This window comes from Allobaculum sp. (assembly GCF_047010065.1).
GTDB lineage: Bacteria > Bacillota_I > Bacilli_A > Erysipelotrichales > Erysipelotrichaceae > Allobaculum > Allobaculum fili.
This window is the reverse complement of sequence record NZ_JBKXLD010000019.1, coordinates 1-26209: the sequence shown is the minus strand read 5'-3', so window position 1 is coordinate 26209 and position 26209 is coordinate 1. Positions and strand designations below refer to the sequence as shown.

The 26209-nt window shown below is 48.1% G+C and carries 21 protein-coding genes and 1 pseudogene; 20 read left to right on the top strand and 2 right to left on the bottom strand.

What is annotated here, in order from left to right; genetic code table 11:
• Positions 1-498 precede the first annotated feature (498 nt).
• The 6 genes from pepT (at position 499) to ACLUYS_RS03115 (ending at position 7801) form a co-directional block, all read left to right on the top strand.
• On the top strand, positions 499-1707 hold the full coding sequence (gene pepT, locus ACLUYS_RS03140; RefSeq protein WP_412659049.1) for a peptidase T: 1209 nt from the start codon (positions 499-501) through the stop codon (positions 1705-1707).
• A gap of 733 nt (positions 1708-2440) precedes the next feature.
• Positions 2441-3613, top strand: coding sequence for an NADP-dependent malic enzyme (locus ACLUYS_RS03135; protein WP_412659047.1), 1173 nt, complete (start codon positions 2441-2443; stop codon positions 3611-3613).
• Positions 3606-4562 carry a patatin family protein gene (locus ACLUYS_RS03130; protein WP_230268261.1) on the top strand — a complete coding sequence of 319 codons (957 nt, stop codon included), beginning with the start codon at positions 3606-3608 and terminating at the stop codon, positions 4560-4562. The genes ACLUYS_RS03135 and ACLUYS_RS03130 overlap by 8 nt, the downstream gene beginning before the upstream one ends.
• 13 nt (positions 4563-4575) lie before the next feature.
• Positions 4576-5766 (top strand): RNA polymerase sigma factor RpoD, encoded by a 1191-nt coding sequence (gene rpoD, locus ACLUYS_RS03125; RefSeq protein WP_230268260.1) that lies wholly within the window; start codon positions 4576-4578, stop codon positions 5764-5766.
• Positions 5767-5921: 155 nt separating this feature from the next.
• Positions 5922-6713, top strand: a complete 792-nt coding sequence (locus ACLUYS_RS03120; protein WP_412659045.1) for an HAD hydrolase family protein — start codon at positions 5922-5924, stop codon at positions 6711-6713.
• 218 nt (positions 6714-6931) lie between these two features.
• The gene (locus ACLUYS_RS03115; protein ID WP_230268258.1) at positions 6932-7801 is read left to right on the top strand and encodes an aldose 1-epimerase family protein; all 870 of its coding nucleotides are present in this window, start codon (positions 6932-6934) and stop codon (positions 7799-7801) included.
• 122 nt (positions 7802-7923) lie between these two features.
• Here ACLUYS_RS03115 and ACLUYS_RS03110 read toward each other — a convergent pair whose 3' ends face one another.
• The gene (locus tag ACLUYS_RS03110; RefSeq protein WP_230268257.1) at positions 7924-8505 is read right to left on the bottom strand and encodes a hypothetical protein; all 582 of its coding nucleotides are present in this window, start codon (positions 8503-8505) and stop codon (positions 7924-7926) included.
• 485 nt (positions 8506-8990) lie between these two features.
• Between ACLUYS_RS03110 and ACLUYS_RS03105 the strand changes: the two genes are divergently transcribed.
• Entirely contained in the window at positions 8991-10202 is a 1212-nt protein-coding gene (locus tag ACLUYS_RS03105; protein ID WP_230268256.1) for an SIS domain-containing protein, read from the top strand.
• Positions 10202-10633, top strand: a complete 432-nt coding sequence (gene agaF / locus ACLUYS_RS03100; protein ID WP_230268255.1) for a PTS galactosamine/N-acetylgalactosamine transporter subunit IIA — start codon at positions 10202-10204, stop codon at positions 10631-10633. Before ACLUYS_RS03105 ends, agaF begins: the two co-directional genes overlap by 1 nt.
• A gap of 329 nt (positions 10634-10962) precedes the next feature.
• Here the strand turns inward: agaF and ACLUYS_RS03095 are convergent, their stop codons facing one another.
• Positions 10963-12126 carry a helix-turn-helix domain-containing protein gene (locus ACLUYS_RS03095; RefSeq protein WP_412659042.1) on the bottom strand — a complete coding sequence of 388 codons (1164 nt, stop codon included), beginning with the start codon at positions 12124-12126 and terminating at the stop codon, positions 10963-10965.
• A gap of 1680 nt (positions 12127-13806) precedes the next feature.
• Here ACLUYS_RS03095 and agaB point away from each other — a divergent pair.
• From agaB to ACLUYS_RS03035, 12 genes and pseudogenes are all read left to right on the top strand, one after another.
• Positions 13807-14283 (top strand): PTS galactosamine transporter subunit IIB, encoded by a 477-nt coding sequence (gene agaB, locus ACLUYS_RS03090; RefSeq protein ID WP_230267503.1) that lies wholly within the window; start codon positions 13807-13809, stop codon positions 14281-14283.
• 30 nt (positions 14284-14313) lie between these two features.
• Positions 14314-15111, top strand: coding sequence for a PTS sugar transporter subunit IIC (locus ACLUYS_RS03085; RefSeq protein ID WP_288340117.1), 798 nt, complete (start codon positions 14314-14316; stop codon positions 15109-15111).
• Positions 15101-16045, top strand: coding sequence for a PTS system mannose/fructose/sorbose family transporter subunit IID (locus tag ACLUYS_RS03080; protein WP_288340115.1), 945 nt, complete (start codon positions 15101-15103; stop codon positions 16043-16045). The genes ACLUYS_RS03085 and ACLUYS_RS03080 overlap by 11 nt, the downstream gene beginning before the upstream one ends.
• Before the next feature lie 687 nt (positions 16046-16732).
• Positions 16733-17419: a C1 family peptidase gene (locus ACLUYS_RS03075; protein WP_412659039.1), complete on the top strand. Its 687-nt coding sequence runs from the start codon at positions 16733-16735 to the stop codon at positions 17417-17419.
• A 33-nt stretch (positions 17420-17452) separates the two neighbouring features.
• Positions 17453-18823: pseudogene (locus ACLUYS_RS03070) on the top strand (lectin like domain-containing protein); the annotation flags it as partial.
• The gene (locus ACLUYS_RS03065; RefSeq protein WP_288876517.1) at positions 18717-19439 is read left to right on the top strand and encodes a hypothetical protein; all 723 of its coding nucleotides are present in this window, start codon (positions 18717-18719) and stop codon (positions 19437-19439) included. The pseudogene ACLUYS_RS03070 and the gene ACLUYS_RS03065, both read left to right, overlap by 107 nt.
• Positions 19440-19747: 308 nt before the next feature.
• Complete coding sequence (locus tag ACLUYS_RS03060; RefSeq protein ID WP_230267498.1) at positions 19748-20305, top strand: GNAT family N-acetyltransferase; 558 nt, start codon at positions 19748-19750, stop codon at positions 20303-20305.
• An 81-nt stretch (positions 20306-20386) separates the two neighbouring features.
• Positions 20387-21103: a glucosamine-6-phosphate deaminase gene (gene nagB, locus ACLUYS_RS03055; RefSeq protein ID WP_288340109.1), complete on the top strand. Its 717-nt coding sequence runs from the start codon at positions 20387-20389 to the stop codon at positions 21101-21103.
• A gap of 317 nt (positions 21104-21420) precedes the next feature.
• Positions 21421-22278 (top strand): class B sortase, encoded by an 858-nt coding sequence (gene srtB, locus ACLUYS_RS03050; RefSeq protein WP_230267496.1) that lies wholly within the window; start codon positions 21421-21423, stop codon positions 22276-22278.
• Between the two features lie 331 nt (positions 22279-22609).
• The gene (locus tag ACLUYS_RS03045) at positions 22610-23713 is read left to right on the top strand and encodes a zinc-ribbon domain-containing protein (protein WP_288876514.1); all 1104 of its coding nucleotides are present in this window, start codon (positions 22610-22612) and stop codon (positions 23711-23713) included.
• Between the two features lie 828 nt (positions 23714-24541).
• Positions 24542-25717 carry a zinc-ribbon domain-containing protein gene (locus ACLUYS_RS03040; protein ID WP_412659036.1) on the top strand — a complete coding sequence of 392 codons (1176 nt, stop codon included), beginning with the start codon at positions 24542-24544 and terminating at the stop codon, positions 25715-25717.
• Positions 25718-25885: 168 nt separating this feature from the next.
• Positions 25886-26209: UDP-N-acetylglucosamine--N-acetylmuramyl-(pentapeptide) pyrophosphoryl-undecaprenol N-acetylglucosamine transferase (locus tag ACLUYS_RS03035; RefSeq protein ID WP_412659034.1), on the top strand; the 324-nt coding region annotated here is incomplete at its 3' end.

Here is a 26209-nt window from a genome sequence, read left to right as displayed (position 1 = left end):
ATGTGGAAGGAAGCGGTTCGCACTTTATCGCTGCCGGTCCGGAAGCCGCCCGAATCCGTCCGATTCTCAAGGAATTTGAAGAGCTCGGCTACGTCTCCAGAAAGAAACAGTTTGTTCCTGGTCTGAGCGCGGCTCTGCGCTGATGGACAGGATTTTAGAATTTGTCTGAAGTTTTAAAATCGATAAAACAAAGCGGTCTTCCGCTCACCGGTGATCTATCGTCCAGGGAGCGTTAAGACCGCTTTTCTTCTGCTTTCTTCTGGTTCAGACGGTTCGAAGCAGCCAGACAGCTGCTCTGAGCGCAATTTCAGGCGTTTAGAAATAACTGCCTATAATAGAAACTATAAAAGCAGAAACTGTCTGCGGAGACTGTACGATTCGTCAGCGGCTCAAAGAAAATCCATTTCTTTCTGTCGCAAGACGAAGTGCAGGAAAGCTCATCCTTTTCAGAACGGGAAGGAGGAAGCGAATCCCGCAGAGGAAAAGAGGGAGAAAAGCATGAGTGTAACCGATAAATTTCTGGATTACGTTTCTCTGGATACACAGTCCGATGAAACGTCCACAACCGCCCCATCGACGAAAAAACAGCTCGTTCTGGCCAGAAAACTGGAAGAAGAGCTGAAGCAGATCGGCGTAAGCAACGTGGAACTTTCTGAATATGGTGTCGTTTATGGAGAAATTCCGGCTACCCAGGGATTTCAGGGCGATGCCATCGGTCTGATTTCGCATATGGATACCGCTTCGGAACTAAGCGGCGCCAACGTTCATCCGCAGCGCATCAGCAAATATGATGGCGGAACGATTGCCTTAGGCAAGGACTATTCCATGAATCCGGAGATGTTTCCTTCGCTGAAGGAAGTCATTGGCGATGACATTCTGGTCACTGATGGAACGACACTGCTCGGCGTGGATGATAAAGCCGGCTGCGCCATTATTATGGAGACGCTCGAACAGCTGATTCAGTCCGGCAAGCCGCATGGAAAAGTCATGGTGGCCTTTACCCCGGATGAAGAAATCGGCCGCGGCGTGGCGCATTTCGATCTGAATCGCTTCCCGGTCGACTACGCTTATACAGTCGACGGGGCAGAAATTGAAAATGTCGATTATCAGACGTTCAATGCCGCAATGGCTGAGATCCAGTTCAAAGGACAGGCCATTCATCCTGGATCGGCGAAAGGCAAGATGGTCAACGCAGCAGCGGTTGCTGTCCAGTTCGCGTCCATGCTGCCGCAGTGGGCCCGCCCGGAATTTACCGAAGGCACCGAAGGCTTCATCCATCTTCTGGAAGTGAAGGGCGACTGCGATCAGGCGTCTCTCCAATATATTATCCGGGATCATAACCGGGAAAAATTCGAACAGAAAAAACAGCTGATGAAAGACATCACCAATGTGATCAATGAAATGTGGCCAGACTGCGCCACGATCACGATGCGCGATCAGTACTACAACCTCGAAGATGCCATGCATGGCGACATGCGCGCGGTTGAGCGCGCCAAGGCGGCTCTGAAAGCCTGCGGCATTACGCCGAAAAGCGATCCGATCCGCGGCGGAACCGATGGAGCCAGTCTGACCTGGAAAGGCCTGATTACGCCAAACCTTGGAACCGGCGGCAATAACTTCCACGGACGCTATGAATTCGTCTCCATCCAGAAAATGGAAAAGATGACAGACGTGCTGCTGCACCTGCTTGAAGGCAATCTGGACTAGGTCGTACACGCAGACATCTGAGAACGAAGAACCGGATTCCAACCGATCTTCCAGATGTCGTCAGTGCTCTGCCTTGCGAACGTCAGAAGAGATTTCGCTCAGAAAAAATTGATCAACACAGACAAACCGAAAAACACACAAGGCCCGACCCGACTCGGGCCTCTGTTTTTGACAGAAGGCGAAAAATAAAGAAGAGAAACCCGGTTTTACGTCCGTCGGTCAAACACTCTGGACAAAAGGTTCGCTAAAACGCAGATCCAGTGAACGGGAAACGGTTTCAAAAGCCAGAAAATTGAATTTTCGGTAGAAAGTAATAAAAAAGTGCAAGCAAAACGGGCGCTTTGAATACAATAGAAAGTACAGCTTGCTAACACACTCTTGTCGCAAAGTAAAGCGGCTTTAAAGCCTTACGACGCTTTGAACAGGAACCGTCGTCAAAGAAAAGACAGAGGGAGTATTGCACACGTGGAGAACATCCATCGCCGCAAATCCAAAAGCACAGGAACTTCTTCTTTGCAAGGAAAAAACGAGCAGGCTGAAAATTTATTGGAAAAATCAATCCAATAAAGTGAAATTCAAAGAAAAACAGGCCGTTTGTGCTATGATTGAGTGCCCGTACCCCAAAAAATGAATCGATGGGCAAAATCAGAACATCGGCCGAACAAATGCGGGCGAAAGCCTTCGTTTTGGCTGGAAAAGACTGTTAAGAGAAAAAACTGGAGGAGAGAAAACCATGGATTACGCAAAGAAGGCGCTTGAAGCTCATAAAGCATGGAAGGGAAAGGTGGATATCGTTTCCAAACCGACTCTGAAAACCCATGAAGATCTGGCTATCGCCTATACCCCCGGCGTTGCCGCTCCCTGTCTGGAAATCGCAAAAGATCCTATGACAAGCTTTGAATATACCGGACGTTCGAACACGATTGCGGTTGTTTCGGATGGATCGGCTGTACTTGGTCTTGGAAACATCGGCGGACTGGCCGGCCTTCCTGTTATGGAAGGCAAGTGTGTGCTGTTCAAGGAACTGGGTGATGTCAATGCGATTCCTCTGGTTCTCAATGAGCAGGATCCCGATAAGATCATTGAAATTGTCGCTGCGCTCGAACCGTCTTTTGGCGGAATCAACCTCGAAGATATTTCCGCTCCAAACTGTTTCTATATTGAGAAAGAACTGCAGAAACGCATGAGCATTCCGGTCTTCCACGATGACCAGCACGGAACCGCCTGCGTCGTTCTTTCCGCTCTGATTAACGCCCTGAAACTTGTGGGTAAGAAAAAAGAAGACGTACGCGTTGCCTTCTCCGGCGCCGGTGCCGCGGGATGCGCCATTGCCGATCTGCTCGGTCAGTACGGTTTCCGCCACATCGTTCTCTGCAACTCCAAAGGTATCGTGACCAAAGAAAACGCCCGCGACGAAATGCAGAAGGAACTCGCCGAAAAATATAACCCGGACGGCAAGCCGGGTACGCTGCGCGATGCCATGAAAGGCGCCGATGTCTTCATTGGCGTTTCGGCTGCCGGTCTGGTGGACGAAGACATGGTTCGTTCGATGAACGACGACGCGATCGTATTCGCCATGGCCAACCCGGTTCCGGAAATCGATCCGGCTCTTGCTAAGAAAGCCAGTGCCCGCGTGGTAGGTACGGGACGTTCCGATTTTGACAACCAGATCAATAACGTTCTGATTTTCCCGGCGCTGTTCCGGGGTGCTCTGGATGCCGGCGCTCTGCGCATTACCGACGGCATGAAACTCGCGGCTTCTGAAGCGCTGGCTTCGCTGATCAGCGATGAGGATCTGAAGGAAGACTATGTCATCGTCAGCGCCCTCGATCCGCGCGTAAAAGACAAAGTATCCAAAGCAGTAGCCGACCAGGCCAGAAAAGAAGGCTGCGTTCGGAATGTCTGAAAAACAGTATAAGTACAAATGCGGACTGGTTGTAGAAGGCGGCGGAACGAAAATTGCCTACAGCGCAGGCGTTCTGCAGACTTTTCTCGAAGAGAAAATCTACTTCCCGTACTCCGTCGGCATTTCCTCGGGATCGGAAGTCCTTCTGGCTTACGTATCCCGTCAGATTGACAGACTGAAAGTGACCACGATTGAAGCGGCGGATCAGAAGGGCGCTATCGGCATCGTTCCCCTTTTTAAGGAAGGCGGACTCTTCGGTCTGGAAGCCACCAATAAATATATTGAAGAACATGCACCGCTCGATTTCGAGTCCTTTTTCCAATCCTCTACGGACATGGAAATCGGCGTGTATGACATGGATGAAAACAAAGTGGAATACTTTGGAAAGCCCTATGTCGATCAGAGCATGACGCTGATCAAGGCCAGCTGCGCACTGCTGCTTCTGGCCAAACCGTATCGCTGGAACGGCAAAAAATATTTTGATGCCGGTCTGGTCGATATGATTTCCGTTCAGCAGGCTCTCGACGCAGGCTGTGAAAAGGTAGTTATCCTTTCCACAAAAGAAAGAGGATACCGCCGCAAGCCGGCACCAAAATGGCAGGTCTGGCTTGCCCGGCTGATTTATCGTGATCCGGTCATTACGGATCATCTGAAAAAACGGCACATCCGCTACCAGGAACAATGGGACCTGATTGACCGGCTGGAAGATGAGGGACGCGCGCTTGTTCTTCGCCCCTCAAAAGACATGCATATTACCCGCTATACTACGGATCCGAACAAACTGAAACCGTGGTACGAACTGGGCATAGAGGAGACCCGTCAGCGTCTGCCGGAGATCCGCAAATTCTGCGCGGGGATGAATCCTTGCGAAGAATCTACTGGTGCATCTGCCGAATCAAACCAAACGATCTGTGCCAATATGGTAGTAAACACGTTAGAACAAGTCTGAAAGGAAGATTTGAATGGCCGCAAAGAAGAATAAAAAGCGCCTGAGCTTTTCGTCGATTGACGATGTCAAAATGGTGCTCGAAGCGTCAAAAGAAGCCGGGGCGAAACTCGATCAGAAAGAGTTCATGGAAGCTCTGAACGAGCTGAATCTCTCGGACAGCGATCTGAATTCTCTTATCCTCTGGTGTCAGAAAAACAAGATCAGCATCAATGGATCCGACAGTGACGATGACGAAGACATCGAAGAACTGGACAGCGATGACGATTCTCTTGACGATGGAGAGGACGAAGATTCGGAAGATTCAGAAGCCAGCAGCCGAGAGGAAGAACTCGCCCGTCTGGAACGTACTTTTGCGGATACAAGCAATGCGAAAACCAGCGACCCGGTAAAAGCCTATCTGAAAGAAATCGGTGCCATTCCTCTTCTTACTCCCCAGCAGGAAGTGGAGATTGCCAAACGAATTGAAGCAGGCGATCAGGAAGCCAAGCAGATCCTGATTGACTCCAACCTTCGTCTGGTTGTATCGATTGCGAAAAAATATGTCGGCCGCGGACTGCTCTTCCTGGATCTGATTCAGGAAGGAAACATCGGTCTGATCAAAGCCGTAGAAAAATTCGACTATACGAAGGGATTCAAGTTCTCGACCTACGCCACATGGTGGATCCGTCAGGCAATCACCCGTGCGATTGCCGACCAGGCCAGAACGATCCGTATCCCGGTGCATATGGTAGAAACCATCAACAAGATGACGCGAATCCAGCGTCTGCTTGTTCAGGATCTGGGCCGTGACCCGATTCCGGAAGAAATCGCGGAGAAGATGGAAGACATGACCGCCGAACGCGTAAACGAAATCCAGCGTTCTGCCCTCGATCCAGTTTCCATGGAAACGCCTGTCGGCGATGAAAACGACACCTTCCTGGGCGACTTCATCGAAGATAAGTCCACCGTCACCCCGGAAGAATACACACATAACCAGCTTCTGAAAGAGACGATCGAAGAAGTTCTGTCCACACTGACCGAACGTGAAGAAAAAGTCATTCGTCTGCGTTTCGGCCTCGACAACGGCCGTACCTGGACACTGGAAGAGATCGGCAAGAAGTTCAATGTTACTCGTGAGCGAATCCGTCAGATTGAAGCCAAGGCAATCAAGAAACTGAAAGGACCGCAGAGAGCCAAACTGCTTTCTGTCTTCCACGAAAACTAAGCTTAAACTCAGGTTCAAATAGAAATGGCGAAGCGCAACGCTTCGCTTTTTTTGTAAATGTAAATTAAAATGGTCACAAAGGCCTTGTCTGCGCATGCAGAAGAGTCAGCATCGAAGATGTTTTCAAGAACATCTGAAAGGGACAGAAAATCCAAATGAAACATGTCTATTTGTTTGATATAGATGGAACGCTCTACAACAATAAATTTCATGAAATTGATTCGCATTTAACGGAAGAGTTCCAGTATCTGGTCGATCAGGGCGATCTGATCTATCTGGTCAGCAGCCGTTCGCCTTACGAAATGGCGCATCTTCCAGCGGAATTCATTCGTTTTCCTTTTTCCGGAATGATTCTGGAAGGCGGTGCGGCCATTTATGACGAGAACAAACAGCTCGTCGATGCCCGTCTGATTCGAAACAGCGATGTAAAAACGATTCGCAATTTCTGCAGGGAAAACCATCTGCTCTGGCGCTATTCCGGACCCGACGGCAACTTCTTTAATTCCGAAGCGCCCAAGGAAGTCCGCCACCACTGGAGAAAGCTGTATATGGTTACGCCAAAGACGAAGGAATGGGTCGGCGATGACGTATGCAACATCATTATCTGGACAGACGATTCGCAAACACGCGATGCGATTGCGGCTTTGCTTCCAGACAGCTCCAAGGTGTTCTACAGTAAATGTGTAGAAATCCGGGCGCCCGGCATTTCCAAAGAGTCGACGCTGGAAAAACTGTCCCGTCACCACGAACCCTGCATGACAATTGCGGTAGGCGATGGTCTCAACGACGTGAAGATGATCAAAGCCGCCGGATATGGCGTAGCCGTTGGCAACGCCAAAAAAGCAGCCAAAGAGGCCGCCGATGAAGTCATTGGAAGCGTTCAGGAAGAAGGCGTATCCAGCTGGCTCAAAAAAAGACGTCTCAAACGCGCCGGAACCGGATTGTAGAGCGCAAATGCAGTCTGCCTTTTGAACGTTCATCTGTCTCTCCATATACTCCATATAGAAAAGGGCATCTGTCTGTATATAAAAGGCCATGTGTCTGTCCGCTAAAAGGTGAACAGGCTTCAAAAAAGGGAGGAACCGTTCGCAGGATGCGCCTTCAGGGGCCAGACTGTTCGAGCACAGCGCTTTTAACTCATCAGGAGAACGGAAAGGAAATTTCAATGAATCCATTAAAAATTGAAAACGAACGCATGCTTCTGCGCACCGATAATCCAGGGGCACAGATGATCAGCCTGTTCGATAAGAAAGCAGGCCGTGAACTTCTGTATCAGGCCGATCAGGGCTGGTCGGGCCGCAATCCCTCCCTCTTTCCGACCATTGGAAAGACATGGAAGAACGGGGAATACGAAATCGAAGGCAAAACGTATGCGATGAAAAACCATGGACTGGTTCGCTATGAAAATCTGGATGGCAGCATTCAGGATGACCGTATTGTCTATGTCCTCGATTCGAATGGGGAAACTCTGAAGAAATACCCATTTGATTTCCATTTTGAACTGATCTATACGCTCCTCGAAAACGGTGTACGTGTGCAGTATGCGATTACCAATACCGGCGATAAGACGATGCCGTTTTCCTTCGGTCTTCATCCAGCGTTTAAAACCGTACAGAACGCCGACGAAGTGTTTGAAGATTTCTCCATCTCCTTTGAACCCAAATCCATGGCGGATCAGATCGTCTTTTTCCCGGATCTTTCGCCTGTAAAACGTGTTCCGGTCATTCTCGATACATGGAAATGCAATCACGAAGATATGGATCAATACGCGACGCTCGTTTTTGATCAGATCGAAGCCCGGGAAGCGACGCTTTTCTATAAGGATGAACAGCGCCTGAAAATGAGCTTTGCAGGTTTCCCGACGGTAGCTCTGTGGAATGCGGATCGCAGCAGCGATTTCATCTGCATCGAACCCTGGTTTGGCCATACCGATTTTGAAAAGGTCGACGGCCCGTTTGAAAAACGCGAAGGCACACTTTCTCTTAAGCCGGGAGACACGTTCAATGCGCAATATACCATTGAAAGTCTGACGTAAGTTCACTCCATACGCAAAACAATCAGAAAGAATACAAAAAATCCGCTCGGATCGCCCGGGCGGATTTTTCATTGGATGGGTTTGGCGTCAGTACAGGGCAGGAAAGAGCCGTACCCTGTTCTTTATTCTTTTGGAGATCGGAACAACATGATGAGCAGGTTGATCGCCATGTAAACGCAGACTGCCAGACCGCACCAGCAGAGGATGATGACTTGCTGCGAATAGTGGGACTGGTAGGCATTTACGACCAGCAGAACACCAAGAACAATAAAGAGAATGATTTTGAGCCAGGTCTTCGTCCGCATATCCGAAGAAATCACGGAGCTTACCGTTGGCGTAGCTTTGGATGGGTCGAAATCACTGACGACGGTCAGGCCTTTCTGGAATTTGTAGAAACTCCATTCAAAACCGGCAAAAACTAAAGCGCCCAATACAAAAGCGATCCACATAGGCATCTTGAACCAGTCGGTCAATGCCGAACCGCAGATCATGATCGTAGCGACGGCGACGATAAAGCGGGAATTGTAGCGGTTGAACCGCTTGTAGTCGTATTTTGGAAGATACAGATTTTTGTGAAGCAGCGGAGAAACGTAAATCAGACGTCTCTTGTTATCGAAAAACAAATGTTTACCAACGGGCTGTTCGGGATCGATCGGTGCAGAGACCGTACGTCCTTTACGGCTGGCTGATGATTTCTGAGCCATAGAGCAAGCTCCTTTCATTGAGTTCTATTATAGCCAGAGAAGCAAACATAAGTAAAAGCTATTTTCGGCAGACCGTACGCTCGCCTTTGCGCAGATCGGGCGCAGCGCAGATTTTTTCTTTTCTTTTGTTTCTGGAAAATGCCTCCGTCAAAAAGAAGAGACGATGCTTCACCGATCCGGACGGGCAGCGAATAGAAACAGGAACTGTCGGTGAAATCAACCAATCCGATCGAGACGATAAAATCAAAATACTGGAAAAATGATGTACTGGATCCGGATAAAAGGGACAAAAAAACTCAAAAAAATATCCGTTCAGGGGTTATTTCTTGCTCAAATCCGGCTTGAGACAGAGTACGATATTAGGGAGGAATGGACTTCAAAAAATCCGTTCGCTGATTTGCACTTTTTAAACAAAAATGTCGTCGGATAATCGTAAAAGTGTAAATCAAAGTATAATGAAACCAACTTTAAAGGAGGAATCAAACATGATTTTTGGTCATGAAGAGAACTTCTGGGAAAGCGCAAACGGCATCTGGACAGCTCGGGAAATCTACCAGCAGCCGAACACCTGGAAGAAAACACTCAAACAGATTAAAGAAAAGAAAGACGAAATTAAGGCATTCATCGATCCGCTTCTGGAAGATCCAAACCTGGATATCATCTTCACCGGTGCTGGAACCAGTGAATATGTCGGCAATGCCCTCTATTCTTTCATCAACACCTGCACAGGCTTCCGCGCAAAATCCTATGCATCGACTGACCTGGTAGAAACTCCAGAAAACTACCTCGACAAAAACCGCAAGACTCTGCTCGTCAGCTTCGGCCGTTCTGGCAACTCTCCGGAATCCGTAGGCGCAGTTCAGGTAGCAGACGCGGTATGCGGCAAGAACGTTTACCATCTGTTCATCACCTGCAACAAGAACGGCGCACTCGCAAAAGCTGCTGCTGCACGCGACAACGCCCTCGATATCAACCTGACGGAAGAGACTCACGACCAGTCCTTCGCCATGACCTCCAGTTTCTCCAACATGATGCTGGCTGCTATGCTCTGCTTCAACCTGGATCACCTGGTAGAAACTGAAGCTCGTCTGGAAGACGTTATCCTCAGAGGACAGCACTTCCTCGACCATGGCTACAAAGCCTGTGAAGATCTGGTTAAATCCTATGACTTCAACCGTATCGTTTACCTTGGCGCAAACGTTCTGAAAGGCATCGCTCAGGAATCCCAGCTGAAGATCTGCGAACTGACTGCAGGCCAGGTTACAACAACCTTCGATTCTCCGCTTGGCTTCCGTCACGGACCAAAATCTGTTGTTAACGACGAAACCCTGACCGTTATCTACATTTCTGATGATCCATATCAGAGACAGTATGAATACGACCTGGTTAAGGAAATGGCTTCCCAGAGAAAGGGTAACAAACTGGTAGCCGTAGCCGCTCGTAAATACGAAGACATCGAAAAACTCGTTGACCTCTATATCGACTTTGGTCTGCTCTTCGCAAAAGACAACATGTACCTTGCCTTCGATTACATCCTGGCTGCTCAGGTAATCGCACTGTTCAAATCCATCTCTCTTGGCATCACACCGGATAACCCATGCCCAACTGGCGAAGTTAACCGCGTTGTTCAGGGCGTTACCATCTATCCTTACGAACTCAAATCGGAAACTGAAGTCACTGTGGAGGAAAACGCATAATGATTGGACTTATCGTAACCGGACATGGACACTTTGCGTCTGGTCTGACTGAAGCTTTAAACGTTATTGCCGGACCGGCCGAAAACTACTATGCGGTAGATTTCAACCTGACCGATTCGACCGATGATCTGGCTGCTCATCTTGAAGAAGCCATGAACAACCTGAAAGACTGCGAGTCTGTACTCGTACTGTCCGACCTGGCTGGCGGTTCGCCGTTCAAAGTCAGCGTAGAACTCGGCTTCCCAAGAGGCTATGAAGTTGTAGCCGGTACAAACCTTGGCATGCTCGTAGAAATCAACCTCGTTCGTCAGTTCATGGATGACATTCATCAGCTGGCAAAACAGGCGATCACAGTCGGCAAAGACCAGGTACAGGCTTTCGAATTCAAGGCTCCTGCAGCTGAATCCGACGATTTCTCCGACGGAATCTAATTCCCGGATTCGCTCGTTTCCTCAGGGCAAACTCAAAGAGAAAACAGAGCATCCGCAACGACGACATTTTTCTGTATAGAAAAAGAGCACGCATCTTCCGTTTGATGCGTGCTCTTTTTCTTCGTTCAGTAAAGGACGATATTTGATTTGGACAACGAAAAAAGGGCCGGGACAGCCCTTTTTCCAAGAAAGTTTAAGAAAGGGAATTTGATTATGAAGCGAGCCTTCTTAGCTCGCTTATAAAATACAAACTCCGTAAAAAAACATCTATTGTTATGCCTGATTTCTCATAGCCTGGAAATACATCCAGTACCTGCTCGATCCGGCGATCAAGGATGGATCGACTTGGAGTAATCCGTCGGGGAAAGACCGTACTGCTTTTTGAACTTTCTCGAGAAGTAGTGAATGCTGGTGAAGCCAAGCATGTCGCTGATCTCGGAGATCGTACGGTTGTGTTCCTGAATCAGAAGCTTTGCGTGATTCAGCTTGAGGTTGGAGATGTACTGTTTCGGACTGATGTGCAGGTTGGTCCGGAAGAGGTTTTGCAGGGAAGAGCGCGAAACCGAGAACTTAATGCACAGATCCTCGACCGTAAATGCCGAACAGATGTTGTTGTTGATGTAGACCAGAATTTCGTTGAGCAGAGTGTGTTCATAATGCTGCTGCATCGGGTTGATGCCTGCATCGGCTTCTTCTTTATGGTCGAACTGGTGCAGCAGAATGATGACTTCCTTCAGATAGAGGATCGCAAGTTCCTGGTTCAGATAGTCTTCCGTTTGTACTGCCTTCATGAAGGAGCAGAGGACCTGATAAATATCTTTGCGTGTATGGAAGACACGATTGCACAGCGAATCCGCCAGCGTGTCATCCATCTTAAAGATAACGGTGAGATACGAACACGTCTGATCGTGTTTTGTGTAGTGCGAGTGGAACTGTCCTGGGTAGTAGAGCATCAGATCGTACTTGCTCAGGGAGTAGGCTTTGCCGTCCACGTCCATTTCCATGGATCCGTGGTCAATATAAACAAGTTCATAGTACGAGTGCGCTTCACCCGGGAAAACGTAGTCTTCTTTTCGAACCTGATAAAAGGTGGTCAGGATTTCATGAATATGAAGATTGGTCACCATCGGGCTGAACGTAACTTCGTGCGCAGCCGGATGAATTTCCAGATTTGATTTACGGTAGCAGATATCAATCTCGGCATCATCTGAGATCGAAATGAAGTTAAAGAAGGTTTCGGGATTCGTTTTGACAATCCGATGGATGACAAAGTTTTCAAAAGTATCCCCGTCTTTTGAAACAGCCATCAGCACAATGCCCGATTTGCACTGGATGTAGCAGGGTTCGTTCGAAGAGTACACATGCGAGAAGCTCTTAGCCGTCAGTTTAAGAGCGTTCTGCTGGTAGTCGGCATGCTGTTCAGCCACTTCGGACAGATCGTAGAGGATCGAGCCATACGGCTGAAACTGATAATGCGTTGTTCTTTTGAGCATATTTCACCACTATTCCAAATTTTCAAGGCAAAAGTCTTCAAATACTGTTTAGAGCAACAAAGAGACTATTTTGTCTTGTTAAAGCTTTCTAATACAAAAAAGTATATCCAGCGTTTGATGGGGTGTAAATGAGCCGGAAATTAAAAAGGGCAAATTTTGTAAATTTCGGTCGATATTTCACTAAAAAAGTTCAAATCTGTGGAGTAAATCGATATTTCCGTACATTAAGATTGAATAAATTAGTTTGAAGGCGAGGTGGATATTTTCGATCAATGCAAAGCAAATTTCAAAAACGGATGTTTTTCTTATTTGTATGGACAATTCTGGGCCAGAACTTGCGTTATAAAGAGAGCAGAGCTTATAAAAATACGGTCGTAGCAATTGCTAAAAACTTAGTTTAAAACAGTAAATATTTATGAAATCTTTATGTGATGGGTGGCAGTAAACAGGGGTTAACGGTTGTAAGAGCAGATGTTCAGTCTGTTAAAGGGAGGGGACGATCTGGCTGTCCCTTCTTCATCAGACCTGGTTTTGTATGGACTTTTCCTGGCTATGGCTCCGAAAATCCGAGATTCTGTACTTTGCTGAACGCGTAACGATCAGGGCTTTCCTTATTTTCAAAGAAGCTAAGGATAAGATAAAGGTCTCGAGTCGGACTTGGGCAGGGACCTGCAGAGAAGCAGAGAAAGAAGAATCTGCAAGGGCCTGATCCAGGAATTCATTGAGCGCGTTTCCAGATCGGATCAGGCAGTAAAACGATCTGTACTCTTTCTGTCTATACGATCTGTACTCTATCTGTCTATATGGCTGAGGTTCAATACTGTTCGAGTTCATTCGCAGAGATTCGCTGCATTCCGAATCTGCATGCATTTCGAAGTCTGTATTCCATATCCGGTCTGAATGGACAGAAAGCGCTGCGCGCCCGGTTCTGTCTGATCCAGGACGCGAAAGCCGGGTGCTCTTTTCAGTATTGGTTTTGATCTGTGTTTCAATATCGACCGATTCCATGCAGAAGCGGATATACCGTTTGCAGAAAACGATTGAGCCGGCACTCGGATCCAGAAGGCAGGCTGCAGTATAGAACTGCACTGTTGCTTCCAGAATCTAAGATGCAGGCATTTAAGAATACTGCAGAAATACCAAATTGTAGAAAAATTCAACATTCCCCGATTCCGATAACGTTTACATTTCTTCGGATGTACCTGGGAAAGCGTTTGCCTGAACGGACGCAAAAGATTCTACTGATATTTAAATAAATCAATTTGAAAATATTATCCCAAATTATCACAAAATGTTTGGAAATTGCGGCTGTTTGTTAGATAATCCTTGTGTCATCATTCCATCCCAGATTGAAACCTTCCAATATGAATTGTTGATACAGGATAAGACGATTCGTATAAGATTGCTGTCTAAAAGAAATGATTTTTAATCGGGTGGAAATGGGCTGACTGGCATACTCTTTTCTTTTCATGAAAAGCTATGCCAATCCCTGTCTGCGAGCCCTGAGCTTTGCGTTAATTCTTCGGCATTATTTCGCAAATTTTCCGTCAAATTTGGTTTATTTGAACGAAAAATCTAAATCTTGATCCAATTTGTGCAAATGATATGGGAATGCATTGTTTATAATCGTAGATAAGAGAGTGCTTTCACAGCATAGCTTGACAGAAAGGAGAGATATAAATGCCAAACATTGTTGCGACTCGAATTGACAACCGTCTGATTCACGGACAGGTTGCAACACAGTGGGCCGGGGTGGTTGGAGCAAACCTGCTTCTCGTTGCAAACGACGCAGTTGCGAAAGACCAGTTCCGTCAGGGCCTGATGAACATGGCTGCTCCAGCTTATGCACAGACTCGTTACTTCAGCATTGATAAAACGATCGCTGTCATCAGCAAAGCAAGTCCTGCTCAGAAAATCTTCCTGATCCTGGAAACTCCTCAGGACGCGTTACGGCTCGTCGAGGGCGGCGTGCCAATCGATGTTCTGAACATTGGAAACATGCACATGCATGAAGGAAAACGCCAGGTAGCTACGAGTGTTGCGGTAGACGATGACGACGTCGCCACATTCAAGAAGCTGCAGGATCTCGGTGTTAAACTCGAAATCCAGCGCACACCTAACACAGCTAAAGAAGACGTTTCCAAACTCTTTAGCTAAATTGCACTAACAAAACAAAGGAGAAAAATTATGCAAGTCGTTTTGTTGGCAATCGTTACATTCCTGTTCGCGATTGACCAGTTTTCCCTGACTGAGATTATTTACCGTCCAATCTGCGCTTGCCCGATCATCGGTGCAATCCTGGGCGATGTAAATACCGGTCTGGTACTTGGCGGAACATACGAACTGATGATGATTGGTTCTATGCCTGTCGGCGGCGCACAGCCCGCAAACGTAGTTATCGGTGAAGTTGTTGCTATGATCTTCGCCTGCCAGACAGAGATGTCCGTAGACGCTGCTCTCGGTTCTGCTGTAATCTTCTCTGTATTTGGTACTTATGTAGTAACCATCGTGTTCACAATCGCTTCTTCCTTCAACGCATGGTGCGATGACACCTGCTCCAAGGGTGAAACAAAAGGTGTAACGAATGCTGTCCTCGCTGACGTAGCTCTTCTTGGCGGTCTGTTCGCAGTTATCGCTATCCTGGCTTACGTAGGCGGCGCTGCTATTCAGCCTGCAATGGAATCCCTTTCCACTAACGCTTCCTGGCTGATGAACGGCGGTCTCGCTGTTGCCGGCGGCATGATGCGTTTCGTCGGATTCGGCGTTCTGCTGAAAATCATGCTTTCCAACGATATGTGGGGCTACTTCCTTGCTGGATTTGCAATGGCTCTGGTTATTGGTAATATCCCAGCATTGGCTTCCGCTACTCTCGTACTGATTGCCTTCATCGGTATCGGTATCGCATGCAGCAACTACTTCACTTCAATCAACATTAAAGAAGCTGCATCTAACGCAGGTTTAGGAGGATTCTCTGATGGCATCTAATACAGATCTCAATCTGCAGGATATGCAGTATTACACAGATCTGACTCCAGCACCAAAACTGGATAATGGAACCCTGACGAAAATGATCTGGCGTTCCTGCAACCTTCAGATCTGCTTCAACTACGAACGTATGCAGGCTATCGGCTGGCTCTGGTCCATGCTCCCTGGTCTGAAAAAGATTCACACAAACAAAACTGACCTCTCGATGTCCATGTGTCAGAACCTGGACTTCCTGAACACGCACCCCTTCCTGGTAACATTCGTTATGGGTCTCGTTCTCTCCATGGAACAGAACAAAATGGATATCCAGACAATCCGTGCTGTACGTATCTCCACTGCTGCTCCTCTGGGCGGTATTGGTGACGCTCTCTTCTGGTTCACACTTATCCCAATTATCGCAGGTATGACTTGCGGTATGGCTATCAACGGATCGATGATGGGTCCAATCCTGTACTTCGTTATTGCCTTCGGCATTGAAATGATTCTTCGTTACGTCCTGATGTACTGGTCTTACAACCTCGGTCTGGATGCAGTTAAGATGATGACAGCTAACGCTAAAGAATTCACACGCGCTGCTTCTATCCTTGGTGTATTCGTTGTAGGTGCTCTTACAGCTAACTACGGCGGCGGAACCACAACTGGTATCGTATTCGCTAACGGCGAAAGCCCAGTCGTTCTTCAGGATTACCTGAACCAGATCCTGCCTTGCCTTATTCCTCTGCTTCTGACTCTGCTGATGTACTTCCTCCTCAAAAAAGGATGGACACCAATCAAATGTATCCTTCTGCTCCTCGTTATCGGTATCGTAGCTGGTATGTTCGGTATCCTCGGATCCGGATATGATCCACTGATCCCAGTACCTTGGTACACATCGAAAGATGCAGCTCTGCTTGCAGCAGGCATCGACCCAGCAGCAACTGGAATGCTCTTCTAATATTTGTTAACTTGACTCTGCCGATCACTCGGCAGAGTTTTGTTTTTGCGGCTTTGAACTCGATCTGCCGTTTTCAACGGAAACGCACGAAATTTCAAAGCCGTTTTTTTCTGTCTTCCCTCGATCTCGTATTTTTAAGAGGATGTAACTTTTGATTTTGAAGAAAGCAAAATCCTGACATAAGCAGTAGATACAAAAGGAGAAGCTTTTAATACATTCCACGCAGGAAATTCCAATCCTCAATCCTGACGATAAAATGAGACCAAATCCTTTTTCCCCAGCCAAGAGACTGGCGTTGGCTTCGGGTAAAAGAAAAAGGAAGTGAATCAAACGCTTTAAAGCGAGAAGAAAGGGAGAAATCAAATGAAGGCTTCGAAATGGTTAGCCCTGCTGATCGGACTGTCGATGAGCATCGGGCAGCATCCTGTTCAGGCAAAGGAGAGCATGGAGGATTAGGGTCAGACTATTCCCCAAAGTCCGGTCGCCGATCGACTCGATCCATCCGCTTTTAATTCAGAATATTTGAACTGGCTCAAAGATCCGCATGGACAGGCTCCTTCTTCGATGGATCTTTCGTATCTTTCCGATCATTATGCAAGGCAATATCGAAAGAATCAGAAGACGAAAACGTCGGCTAGAACGCTCCCGTTCAGATTCAGTCTGCGGGATCAGGGAAGGTTGCTTCTCGTGGAAGATCAGGGATCGCTTTCGACATGCTGGGCAATTACCGGGATAGAGGGTGCTGCGCAAACGCTATATGATCAGGAACATGGACTCCAGCTTTCTTCCTTGCATGCAGCATGGTATACGCTGACCGGGAAAGAAGAAGAGATTTTGCAGATGAATGGGGATCCGTACGGGAATGGGGGAAGCAGCAGTCTTCTTGCACCGTCATTAGCCGCCTGGAAAGGACCGATTCGGGAAGAAAAACTGCCTATGTCTGATTTTGATCGTATCCCTGACGAAAGCATGCGCTATGAAGCGGACTTTCATCTGCAGGATGCGTTCTGTCTTCCTACCTCTGCGTACGAAGATCCGGATCGAAATACTGTGGACCAGCAGATCATCAAACAGGTTGTCTATGACTACGGACCAGCCGTCATTAACGTAAACGTCGGCAACTACAGCGGCTACATCGAAGAAACGAATGCCTGGGATAACGAACCGGGACATCTAACTGATCATGTCGTACAGATAATCGGCTGGGATGACAGCTTCTCCAGAGAAAACTTTAACGAAAGTGCGCAGCCCGAACATGACGGCGCCTGGCTCGTTCAAAACAGCTGGGGGTACGACTGGGGAGAAAACGGAACTCACTGGCTCTCCTACGAAGACAGCGCAATTTCCTTTGTTACTGTTTTCCTTCTCGAATAAAATGACAACTATCAGCGCAATTATCAATACGATACCCTGGGGTGGTACACCTCCCTGGAAGGCAGCAACAATAACCCGTGTCTGGGAAAAGCAGCCAATATTTTCAGTGCGAAAGAAGATGAACTTCTTGAGGCTGCTTCGTTTTATACGACGGACGCTGGTACAGCCTATACCCTTTCGGTCTACACGGAGGTGCAGGGGGAAAATCCGGAAAACGGAAGGCTGGTCAGCCGACAGAGCGGAAGCGAGCAGTATACCGGCTATCATACGATTGAGCTCGAACAGCCAGCCGTTCTTCACTCCAATTCCCAGTTCAGCATCGTTATCGAATTTGATAATCCGGAATACGAGAATCCCATTCCTGTAGAAACGTATGGCTGTGAAGACCCGGAAGAAGACTTTGTGGAAGAAATGGGAACGGGACACGAAAGCTACGTCTACGATTATGAAAGCGCGCAATGGGAAGACGTTTACGGGATGGCCGACAGTTTTGTCCTGACCAACGTCTGCATTAAAGGCTTTACCAATCCGCTGCCAGAATCTAAAGAGGAGCTTAGCACCGTTCGTTCTTCGCAGATGGACGGGGAAGTCAACGATGGAACCCTTCTGGAACTTTCCAGTGCAGGAAATGAACCGATCGAATATTCGATGGATGGATCGGTGTTTGCCAAATACACTGCGCCGATCGAACTGCGCTTTGCTTTGCCGGACCAGACGCATACACTGCTGGCTCGCACGGTAAACGAAGAAGGTCAGACAGGAAATACGGTTACAAGAACGTATTCCAAAGCATCTGCGCAAATCGGGACGAATCGAGTTGACTCCGCACGCGCCCGACAGATCGTTTCCTTTGAAAACGGCAGCGCGACGATTGAACTTCGCAATGACGAAGAGGACATTTATGTCCAGACCATCAGTCCGGATTCGATTGCTGTAAACGGCGAGCCCGCCGAACGATTCGCCTGGTCCGATCCGATTGAACTGGAAGAAGGAGAAGAAGTAACCCTCCAAATCAGTGCAAGCGCACCAGGCAAGAAAAATTCAGAAGCAGCCCTCCATGTCCGTCGTTCGCCTCTGCACTTTGTCTATCGCAGCGAAACGATTTCGTTTGATTCGAAATATACCGTCAGCACGCTAGATGGCGATCCCATTCCGAACGGCGATTCGATCGGCCGTCTCATTGACGACGAACTTCCGGCGCCGCTGCTGCTGACGTATACAGCTGCTGACGTATACAAAGGAAGAGGGAACTTCCGTTACAGAAACCTGGACAATTCCAGCTCGATGGTCCTGGCCGGTGATCGGAATCGATTATGCGAACGAGCGGATCAATGCCATTTTTTCTCCAGGCATTCGTTACGGCTATACTCCAGATCTCAGCGATGGAATCGAATTCACCTATGATGAGATGCTTTCCGTAAAGCCTGGGGTCGATGTTTATCTGCAAAGGGATGCGACAGACTATGACTTTGCTTCTGCGATTTATCGCTTTAAAATTCCCGAACGACCGAGCGCTCTTAAACTGAAAATGGATCTGGTGACTTCCTCCACTCTGAGCGTTCAGAAAGTTGACGGCGGTATCTACGCGATTGTAAAAGCGCAAGAAGACATGAAGGATCCGGATCTGGATACCCTCGAATGGCAGGGCAGTCCGGCTTTCGTCCCTCTCGAACCCGACACGTCCTATCGGATTTACGCGTATACGCGGCCAGTGTTTAATGCGTTTGCTTCTGAGGCAGCGAGCCTGGAGGTTCGAACAAATCCAATGCAGGATCTTCTGGATACGGTATTTCGCAAAGGAGCCGTTCTGATGCAGACCAGCGAATCAAGCGCACAGTTTGGTCTGTATGAAGAAGAAATTTTTACCCATCTCACAGACGCTATCGAGATTCTGGAAGATCGTTCGTCCCATACAACGGAGCAGGCGCAAATCTGTATAGATACTTTGCATCAGGATCTGCTGGAACTGCGGCTTCTTCCGTCCAAAGAACGCCTGGATGAGCTAAAGCAAACCAGCTAAAGGAAATGGAATGAATGCTGGCAGGAAAAAAGTTGAAAACGGCTGGAGCAGAACCTCCCGGAACGGGCTGAATTTCTGCTGCAGCCGTTTTTCTGTTTATCCCTGATTATCCCCGATTCTGCTGCTTTGCATACGCCGTTATGGAATCCGCCCGCCAAGTCGAAAAAGCCCGGTGAGTGGCATTTTTTGCATATCCTGTTATGGTGATCATGAATGAAAGCGCATTATGTTTCTTTTACAGTCCAAAACGGATTAATAAGAAGGAAAGAAGCGCTGCGTTTTCGCATAGAAAGCAGGTGAACGCAAATATGGAATCCCAGACAAACGATCTGAAAATTCTTCCTTTTGAAGAAGACTGTAAATACCGTACAGAAATTGAAACGCTGTACCAGAACTCTTTTCCCGATTCGGAGCGAAAGCCGTTTTCGATGATTCTCGATGGAAAAAAAGAAGGAAAAATGGAGCTCTTTTACGCCGAACTTCATGAAAAGCCGGCTGCCCTCATTTTTCTGATTCGAAATAAAAAAGCGGACATTCTCGACTATCTGGCCGTCGATCCGACGATTCGAGGCCATCGGATCGGATCTCGCATTCTGACCTGGCTGCAGGAAGTTCGAAAGCATCCGTTTATTGTTGAGATCGAAAGCACCAAGGCGCCGACAACCGAAGAAGCTGTGCGCAGAAAGCGGTTTTATCTTTCTTCTTCCATGAACGACTGCAAGACTACGATTACGCTCTTTGGCGTGCCGATGGAACTGTTAAGCTGGCCAGTACCGGTGCATTATGAGTTTTACGAATCCATTCTGGCGGACTATTTTGGAAACGATCTGATTCGCTACGTATCCAAAGGCGACGCGTCAAATTAAGCTTTTGTTTCGTTTTATCAATTTCGAAGATTCAAACGGAAGGAATCCTTTTATAATAGATGTACCTAGGAGGAAAATACTGTGAAAGTAATTGTTACAAAAGACTATGATGAGCTTTCCAAAGAAGCGTTCAAAGTCATGAAAGAAGTCCTGGATGCACGTCCAGATGCAGTCCTCGGACTGGCTACCGGCAGCTCTCCGGAAGGCCTCTATGCCGAAATGGTAAAGGATCACAAAGAAAACGGAACTTCCTACAAAGACGTTCATACCTACAATCTTGACGAATACGTAGGCATTGACCGCAACGATCCGCAGTCCTACTACACATTCATGAACGATCATCTGTTCAGCCACGTGGACATCGATCCAGCCAACACGCATGTTCCTTACGGAAGCACTGCAGAAGATGCAAAAGCCTATGACGATCAGGTAAAAGGCGTAGATATCCAGCTGCTCGGTATCGGCCGCAACGGACATATCGGATTCAACGAACCGGGCACACCGTTCGATGAAAGAACGCATATCGTTGAACTTACCGAAAGCACACGCGATGCCAACAAGCGTTTCTTCGATGACGACATCAACAAAGTACCGACACATGCTATCACGCAGGGTATCGGTACCGTTATGGATGCGAAGAAAATCCTTCTCGTAGCCAACGGCGAATCCAAAGCGGATGCAGTAAAAGCCATGGTAGAAGGACCAGTAGACACAGCCTGCCCGGCTTCTGTTCTGCAGAACCATCCAGATGTAGTCGTAATCGTAGACGAAGCGGCTGCGTCCAAACTCAATCGCTAATCACAGACTTCAGTCGATCTTTCCAGATTCTGCCCCAACACTCAGATTATTCGGCAGAACCAGTATCCTATAGACTGTATACGTTCCGGCAGGCGAAAACGAAAACCTGCCGGTTCTTTTTCGTTTGCGGCCAAGAGAGGCGGCTGGCGCCTTCCGTCCTTTTCTGCCTCTGTAAAATTCGCTAAGATAATCGAAGATTCAGATTCGCCCGCTGCGCTCACAAAAGAGAGCAGACGATAAGGATACAGATAAAAAAGAGACCGCTCTTTTGCTCCTTTTGAAAACTCAAATTCTGGCGAATCGGAAAGGAAAAAACTATGGATCAGAATAACCGTCCCGCTGTGGACAGCACGAATGATAATTCTGCCGCACCGCGCCGATCCAGAAAGAAAAAAGTTACGCAGATCATTCTCTATATTCTTATGGCGGTCTGCGTAGTCGTTCTTGGCGTGAGCGGCTATAAGATTTACGAAACCTGGAACGAAGAACGAACCATCCAGAAAGAAACGGATGCCTTTAACCAGTACGTTACCGGAAATAATGCCGCCGGCGATGAAAACGGTCAGATGAGCGAAGAGGCGCCTTCATTTACCGTCGACTGGGAAGGTCTGAAAGCGGCCAACCCGAACATCAACGCCTGGATTCTCGTTCCGGGAACCGGAATTTCCTATCCGGTCGTTCAGGCCATGGACAACGATTATTATTTGAATCACTCGTTCAACGGCGCCTACAACCGTCTGGGTGCTGTATTCCTGGACTGCACGCAAAATCCGGACTACCAGAACCAGAACTCGATCATTTATGCCCATACGGCTGACGTCGGCGGCATGTTTACCAACCTCAAGGATTTCAACGATCTGGAGTTTTTCAATGCCCATCCGTATTTCTGGCTGCTGACGCCGTCGCAAAACTATCGGTGCACGATCAACGCGTTTTATGCCGGAACGGATGATTCACCCATTTACACCACCGACTTTGGCGACTACCGCAAGGACATTCTTGATGAAATCCAGAATGTCTCCCTCTACTACCGTCCGCTCGAATACCGCAACCACAACTTTGTGACGCTTTCCACCTGCAACATGGATTTTGGCGTACACAGCGATCAGAGGTTTGCGCTCATGGGCATGATGGAAAAATGGAGCGCCCCCATTCCGGCACCCGAAGAAAACTAAGCCGGCAAAATTCACGAAGAATACCGTTTTGGAAGTATCCGTTCCAAACCGGTTTTGCCAGAAGATGGAGTTTATGATTCCGTCTTTTTTTGCTTCCAGTTCCCGTTTTTCAGCCGAACCGGCTAATTCGTGAAGTCAAAACAACACGTCAATTGCACTTTTCGCAAAGACGAATCACAGAAGGAAACGATGAGTAAACTAAAAAACAGCGGATGAAAAATGATCTGCCCATCGGTTCAGACCGATTGAATTCTCTTATACCCAGAAAAGAAGAAAGAACTGCGAAAAGAAAGATTATTGGATAAACGAAAATCCAGAAAGGATCCTTACGATGAAAAAGTGTCCAAAATGCGGTACGGCGAACCGGGAGGACAGCCGTTTCTGCGAGCGCTGCGGTACAGATTTAGCAGAGGCTCCAAAGCCGGAACCGACGAAATCCGATCGCCCGCTCATCTGTCCCAACTGCAATACCCCAAACCGATCAGACGATGCTTACTGTAAACGCTGCGGTAGCGCTCTGCCAAAGCGGTCCAAACCGAGAACAGCGGCAGCGCGTCCTGTACAGGCTGAGTCAAATCGGACGCAGAAGCCTGCAAATCAAAGCGTCATGCTGACGACTTCAAAAAACAAAAAGAAAACGGGTCTGTACGCGGGCATTGGGATTGCTGCTGTATTTGTGGCGGCTGTTCTGATTGGCGTATTCGTTTTTGGACGAAATTCGAATGCGTCCACTGAAAATCCTTCCGCCCAGACAGCCGCAGTAAACAAAGATTTCGAGAACAAGCAGGAAGATCGCAAGTCCGAAGAAGAGGAGTCTTCGAAGTCAATCCATTCCGATCGGGAAGATCCGGCTGAAAACGTGGCGAGGGAAGACGAACCTTCCTCTTCGCCGATTGATTCCACTCCGGACGATGTATTCGAGAAATCTTCTAGCTCAGAGACTAAGCTGCCGATAGCGCACATTACCCGGGAAAAATCCAATTACAGCGGTCCGGCGGCTGCACAGATCATTCTCGAATCCAAAGGAATCATTTCCAGTCAGGAAGAAATCGCCAATGGCATCATGATCAATGGCGTCAGCGATTTCGAAAGGCTGGCGAGCTATCTGACCCACGCATTTGACGTCAATGGCATAAGCGCACAATATACCGGCGTATATATGGACCTCTCGCAGCTGACCGTGGCGCAGGAAGACGCTCTGTTCAATTCGATCGATACGAATCTGAGCACAGGGTATCCCACGATCGTCTGCGTGAATTTCCAGACTGGCCAGCCAAGTACGTACGGTCTGATTTGTGGAAGCAAAAGCGATAATGCTGGCAGCACGATCTATACCCTGTATATTCCTGATGAAGCAGGTCATACATACGACGTGACGAAAGACGATCTCATTCAGCTGATGACCGGCACCGGCTTTTTCTGTTACCTGTATTAAAACGACAAGTATCCAAACGGCAAAGAAGCGATCCGATCCTTGCATTGACATTGAAGACATTTTAAATGGATATACACCACCCGGCGTAACTGGATAATCGCCGGGGATTTTCTTTGAGCAGCGCTTGATCGATAAGGGAAGGGGACAAGGACAAGGCAGGAGGGAATTGCTACAGTCCGCTAAGACTCTGGCAGTCTCTGTTTTCAGAGGATATACTCCGGTCTTTGCCGGTTTTTTCGGGCTAAAAAGGCGGTATCAGCTTTATCTGAAACGGATACCGCCTTTTGGTTTTATACCGATCTGCTGCGCTTTTTGTTATTGTCTTCTCGTAGACCTTTCTTCATTTGTCTGGCGGTGAGGACGGCTTTGTTCAGCTCGAATGAGATTCATTCGGCCAGGCTTCGAGTGCGTTCTGCTGGTTCAAATGCATACCTGTATCCCTGGTCAGACCGGTCATAGAGGTAAAAACCCGCAAACACCCGCATGAAGAAAACCAAGCACCAGAAATTTACAAAGGAAAACGGTCTGGAATCATTCGTTCCAAATCGAGCTGAAAAGAGATGGAGTTTACGATTCCATCTTTTTTTCGCTTCCAGTTCACGTATTTCAGGCAACCCGTCCATTTTTTGAAGTCAAAACTACACGTCGATTGCATTTTTCGTAAAGACGAATCGCAAAAGGAAACGATGAGCAAGCTAAAAACAGCGGATGCTAATGCGATCCGTCGATCGATTCAGACCGATCGAACGCTCTTGTGATCCAGAAAGAATAGAGCAAGACGAAAAGAAAGGCTATTCAATAACCGAAAATACAGAAAGGATCCATACGATGAAGAAGTGTCCAAATTGCAGTACGCCAAACCGGGAGGACAGCCGTTTCTGCGAGCGCTGCGGTACGCCTTTCGCGCAGGCTTCAGAGCCAGAACAGACGAAATCCGATCGGCCGCTCATCTGTCCCAACTGCGATACCCCAAATAATGCAAACGATGTTTACTGCCGACGCTGCGGAAGCGCTCTGCCAAAGCGGTCAAAACCGCAGCAGCCCTCTCAGGCCAGTCCGCGTGCAGCTGCAGGGCGCCCTGTACAGGCCGCGCCAAATCGGGCGCTGACATCTTTGAACCCAGGCGCCATGCCAGCGACTTCAAAGACCAAAAAGAAAACAGGTCTGTATGCGGGCATTGGTATTGCGGCATTATTTGTGGCGGCTGTTCTGATCGGCGTATTCGTTTTTGGACGAAATTCGAATGCGTCCAGTGATCATCTTTCTGACCAGACCGCAGCCGTAAACAAAAAACTGGAAAGTCAGCAGGAAGATCGCAATTCCGCACAAGAGGAAACGTCGGCGTTCATTCCTTCCGATGGGGAAGATCGGACAGGAAACGTGACGAGTGCAGAAGAGCCTTCCTCTTCGCCGAATGATTCCAATCGTGACGATTCGTATGAGAGTCCTTCCAGCTCGGCTGACACGCTGCCGCTGGCGCATATCACCCGGGAAAAATCCAATTACACAGGTCCGGCGGTCCCCCAGATCATTCTCGAATACAGGGGCATCGTTTCCAGTCAGGAAGAAATCGCCAATAGCGTCATGATCGATGGCGTCAGCGATTACGAGAAGCTGGCAGGCTATCTGACCCGTGCTTTTGATGTCAATGGCATCAGCGCAATGTATACCGGCGTGTATCTGGAACTCTATCAGCTGACCGCGGCGCACATAGAGGCTCTGTACAATTCGATCGATACGAATCTGAGCATAGGCTATCCCACGATCGTCTGCGTAAATTTCCAGACCGGCAACTCGAACATGTACGGCCTGATTTATGGTAGTGAAAGGGATGAATCCGGATACATGACGTATCGTCTCTATGTCCCCGATGAAGCAGGTCATACGTATGATTTGACGGAAAACGATCTCATTCAGCTGATGACCGACAGCGGCTTTTCTGCTGCCTGTATTAAAACGATATATATCAACAAAGAAGCGATCCGATCCTTGCATCGGCGCTGAAGAAATTTCGAATGGATACATAACCCCCGGCGTGCCTGGATGCACGCCGGGGGGTTGCGCTGTATCGTTCGATCGGTAAGGGAAGGGGACAAGGCAGGAGGGAATTGTTACAATCCGCTAAGACTTTGTCGGCCTCTCTTTTCAGATGATATACTAAGCCCGATCCCTATGAAAAAAATATGTATAGTCACCGGGGGAACGGGAGGACACATTTATCCCGCTTTAGCCCTCGCTCAAATATGGAAAGAACAGGAACCGGATACCGATATTTTCTTTATCGGAAACGATGACCGCATGGAAGCGCAGATTGTCCCTGCAGCCGGCTATCGCTTTTTGCCAGTTCACGCCTCCGGTCTGGCCGGCAGCTTTGTCAATAAGATCAAAGCTGTTTTCAAGATGTTCAAAGCCCGTTCGAAAGCAAAAAAGTATCTGAAAGAAGAAAAGCCCGATCTGGTGATCGGATTTGGCGGTTACGTGACCGCACCGGCGGCT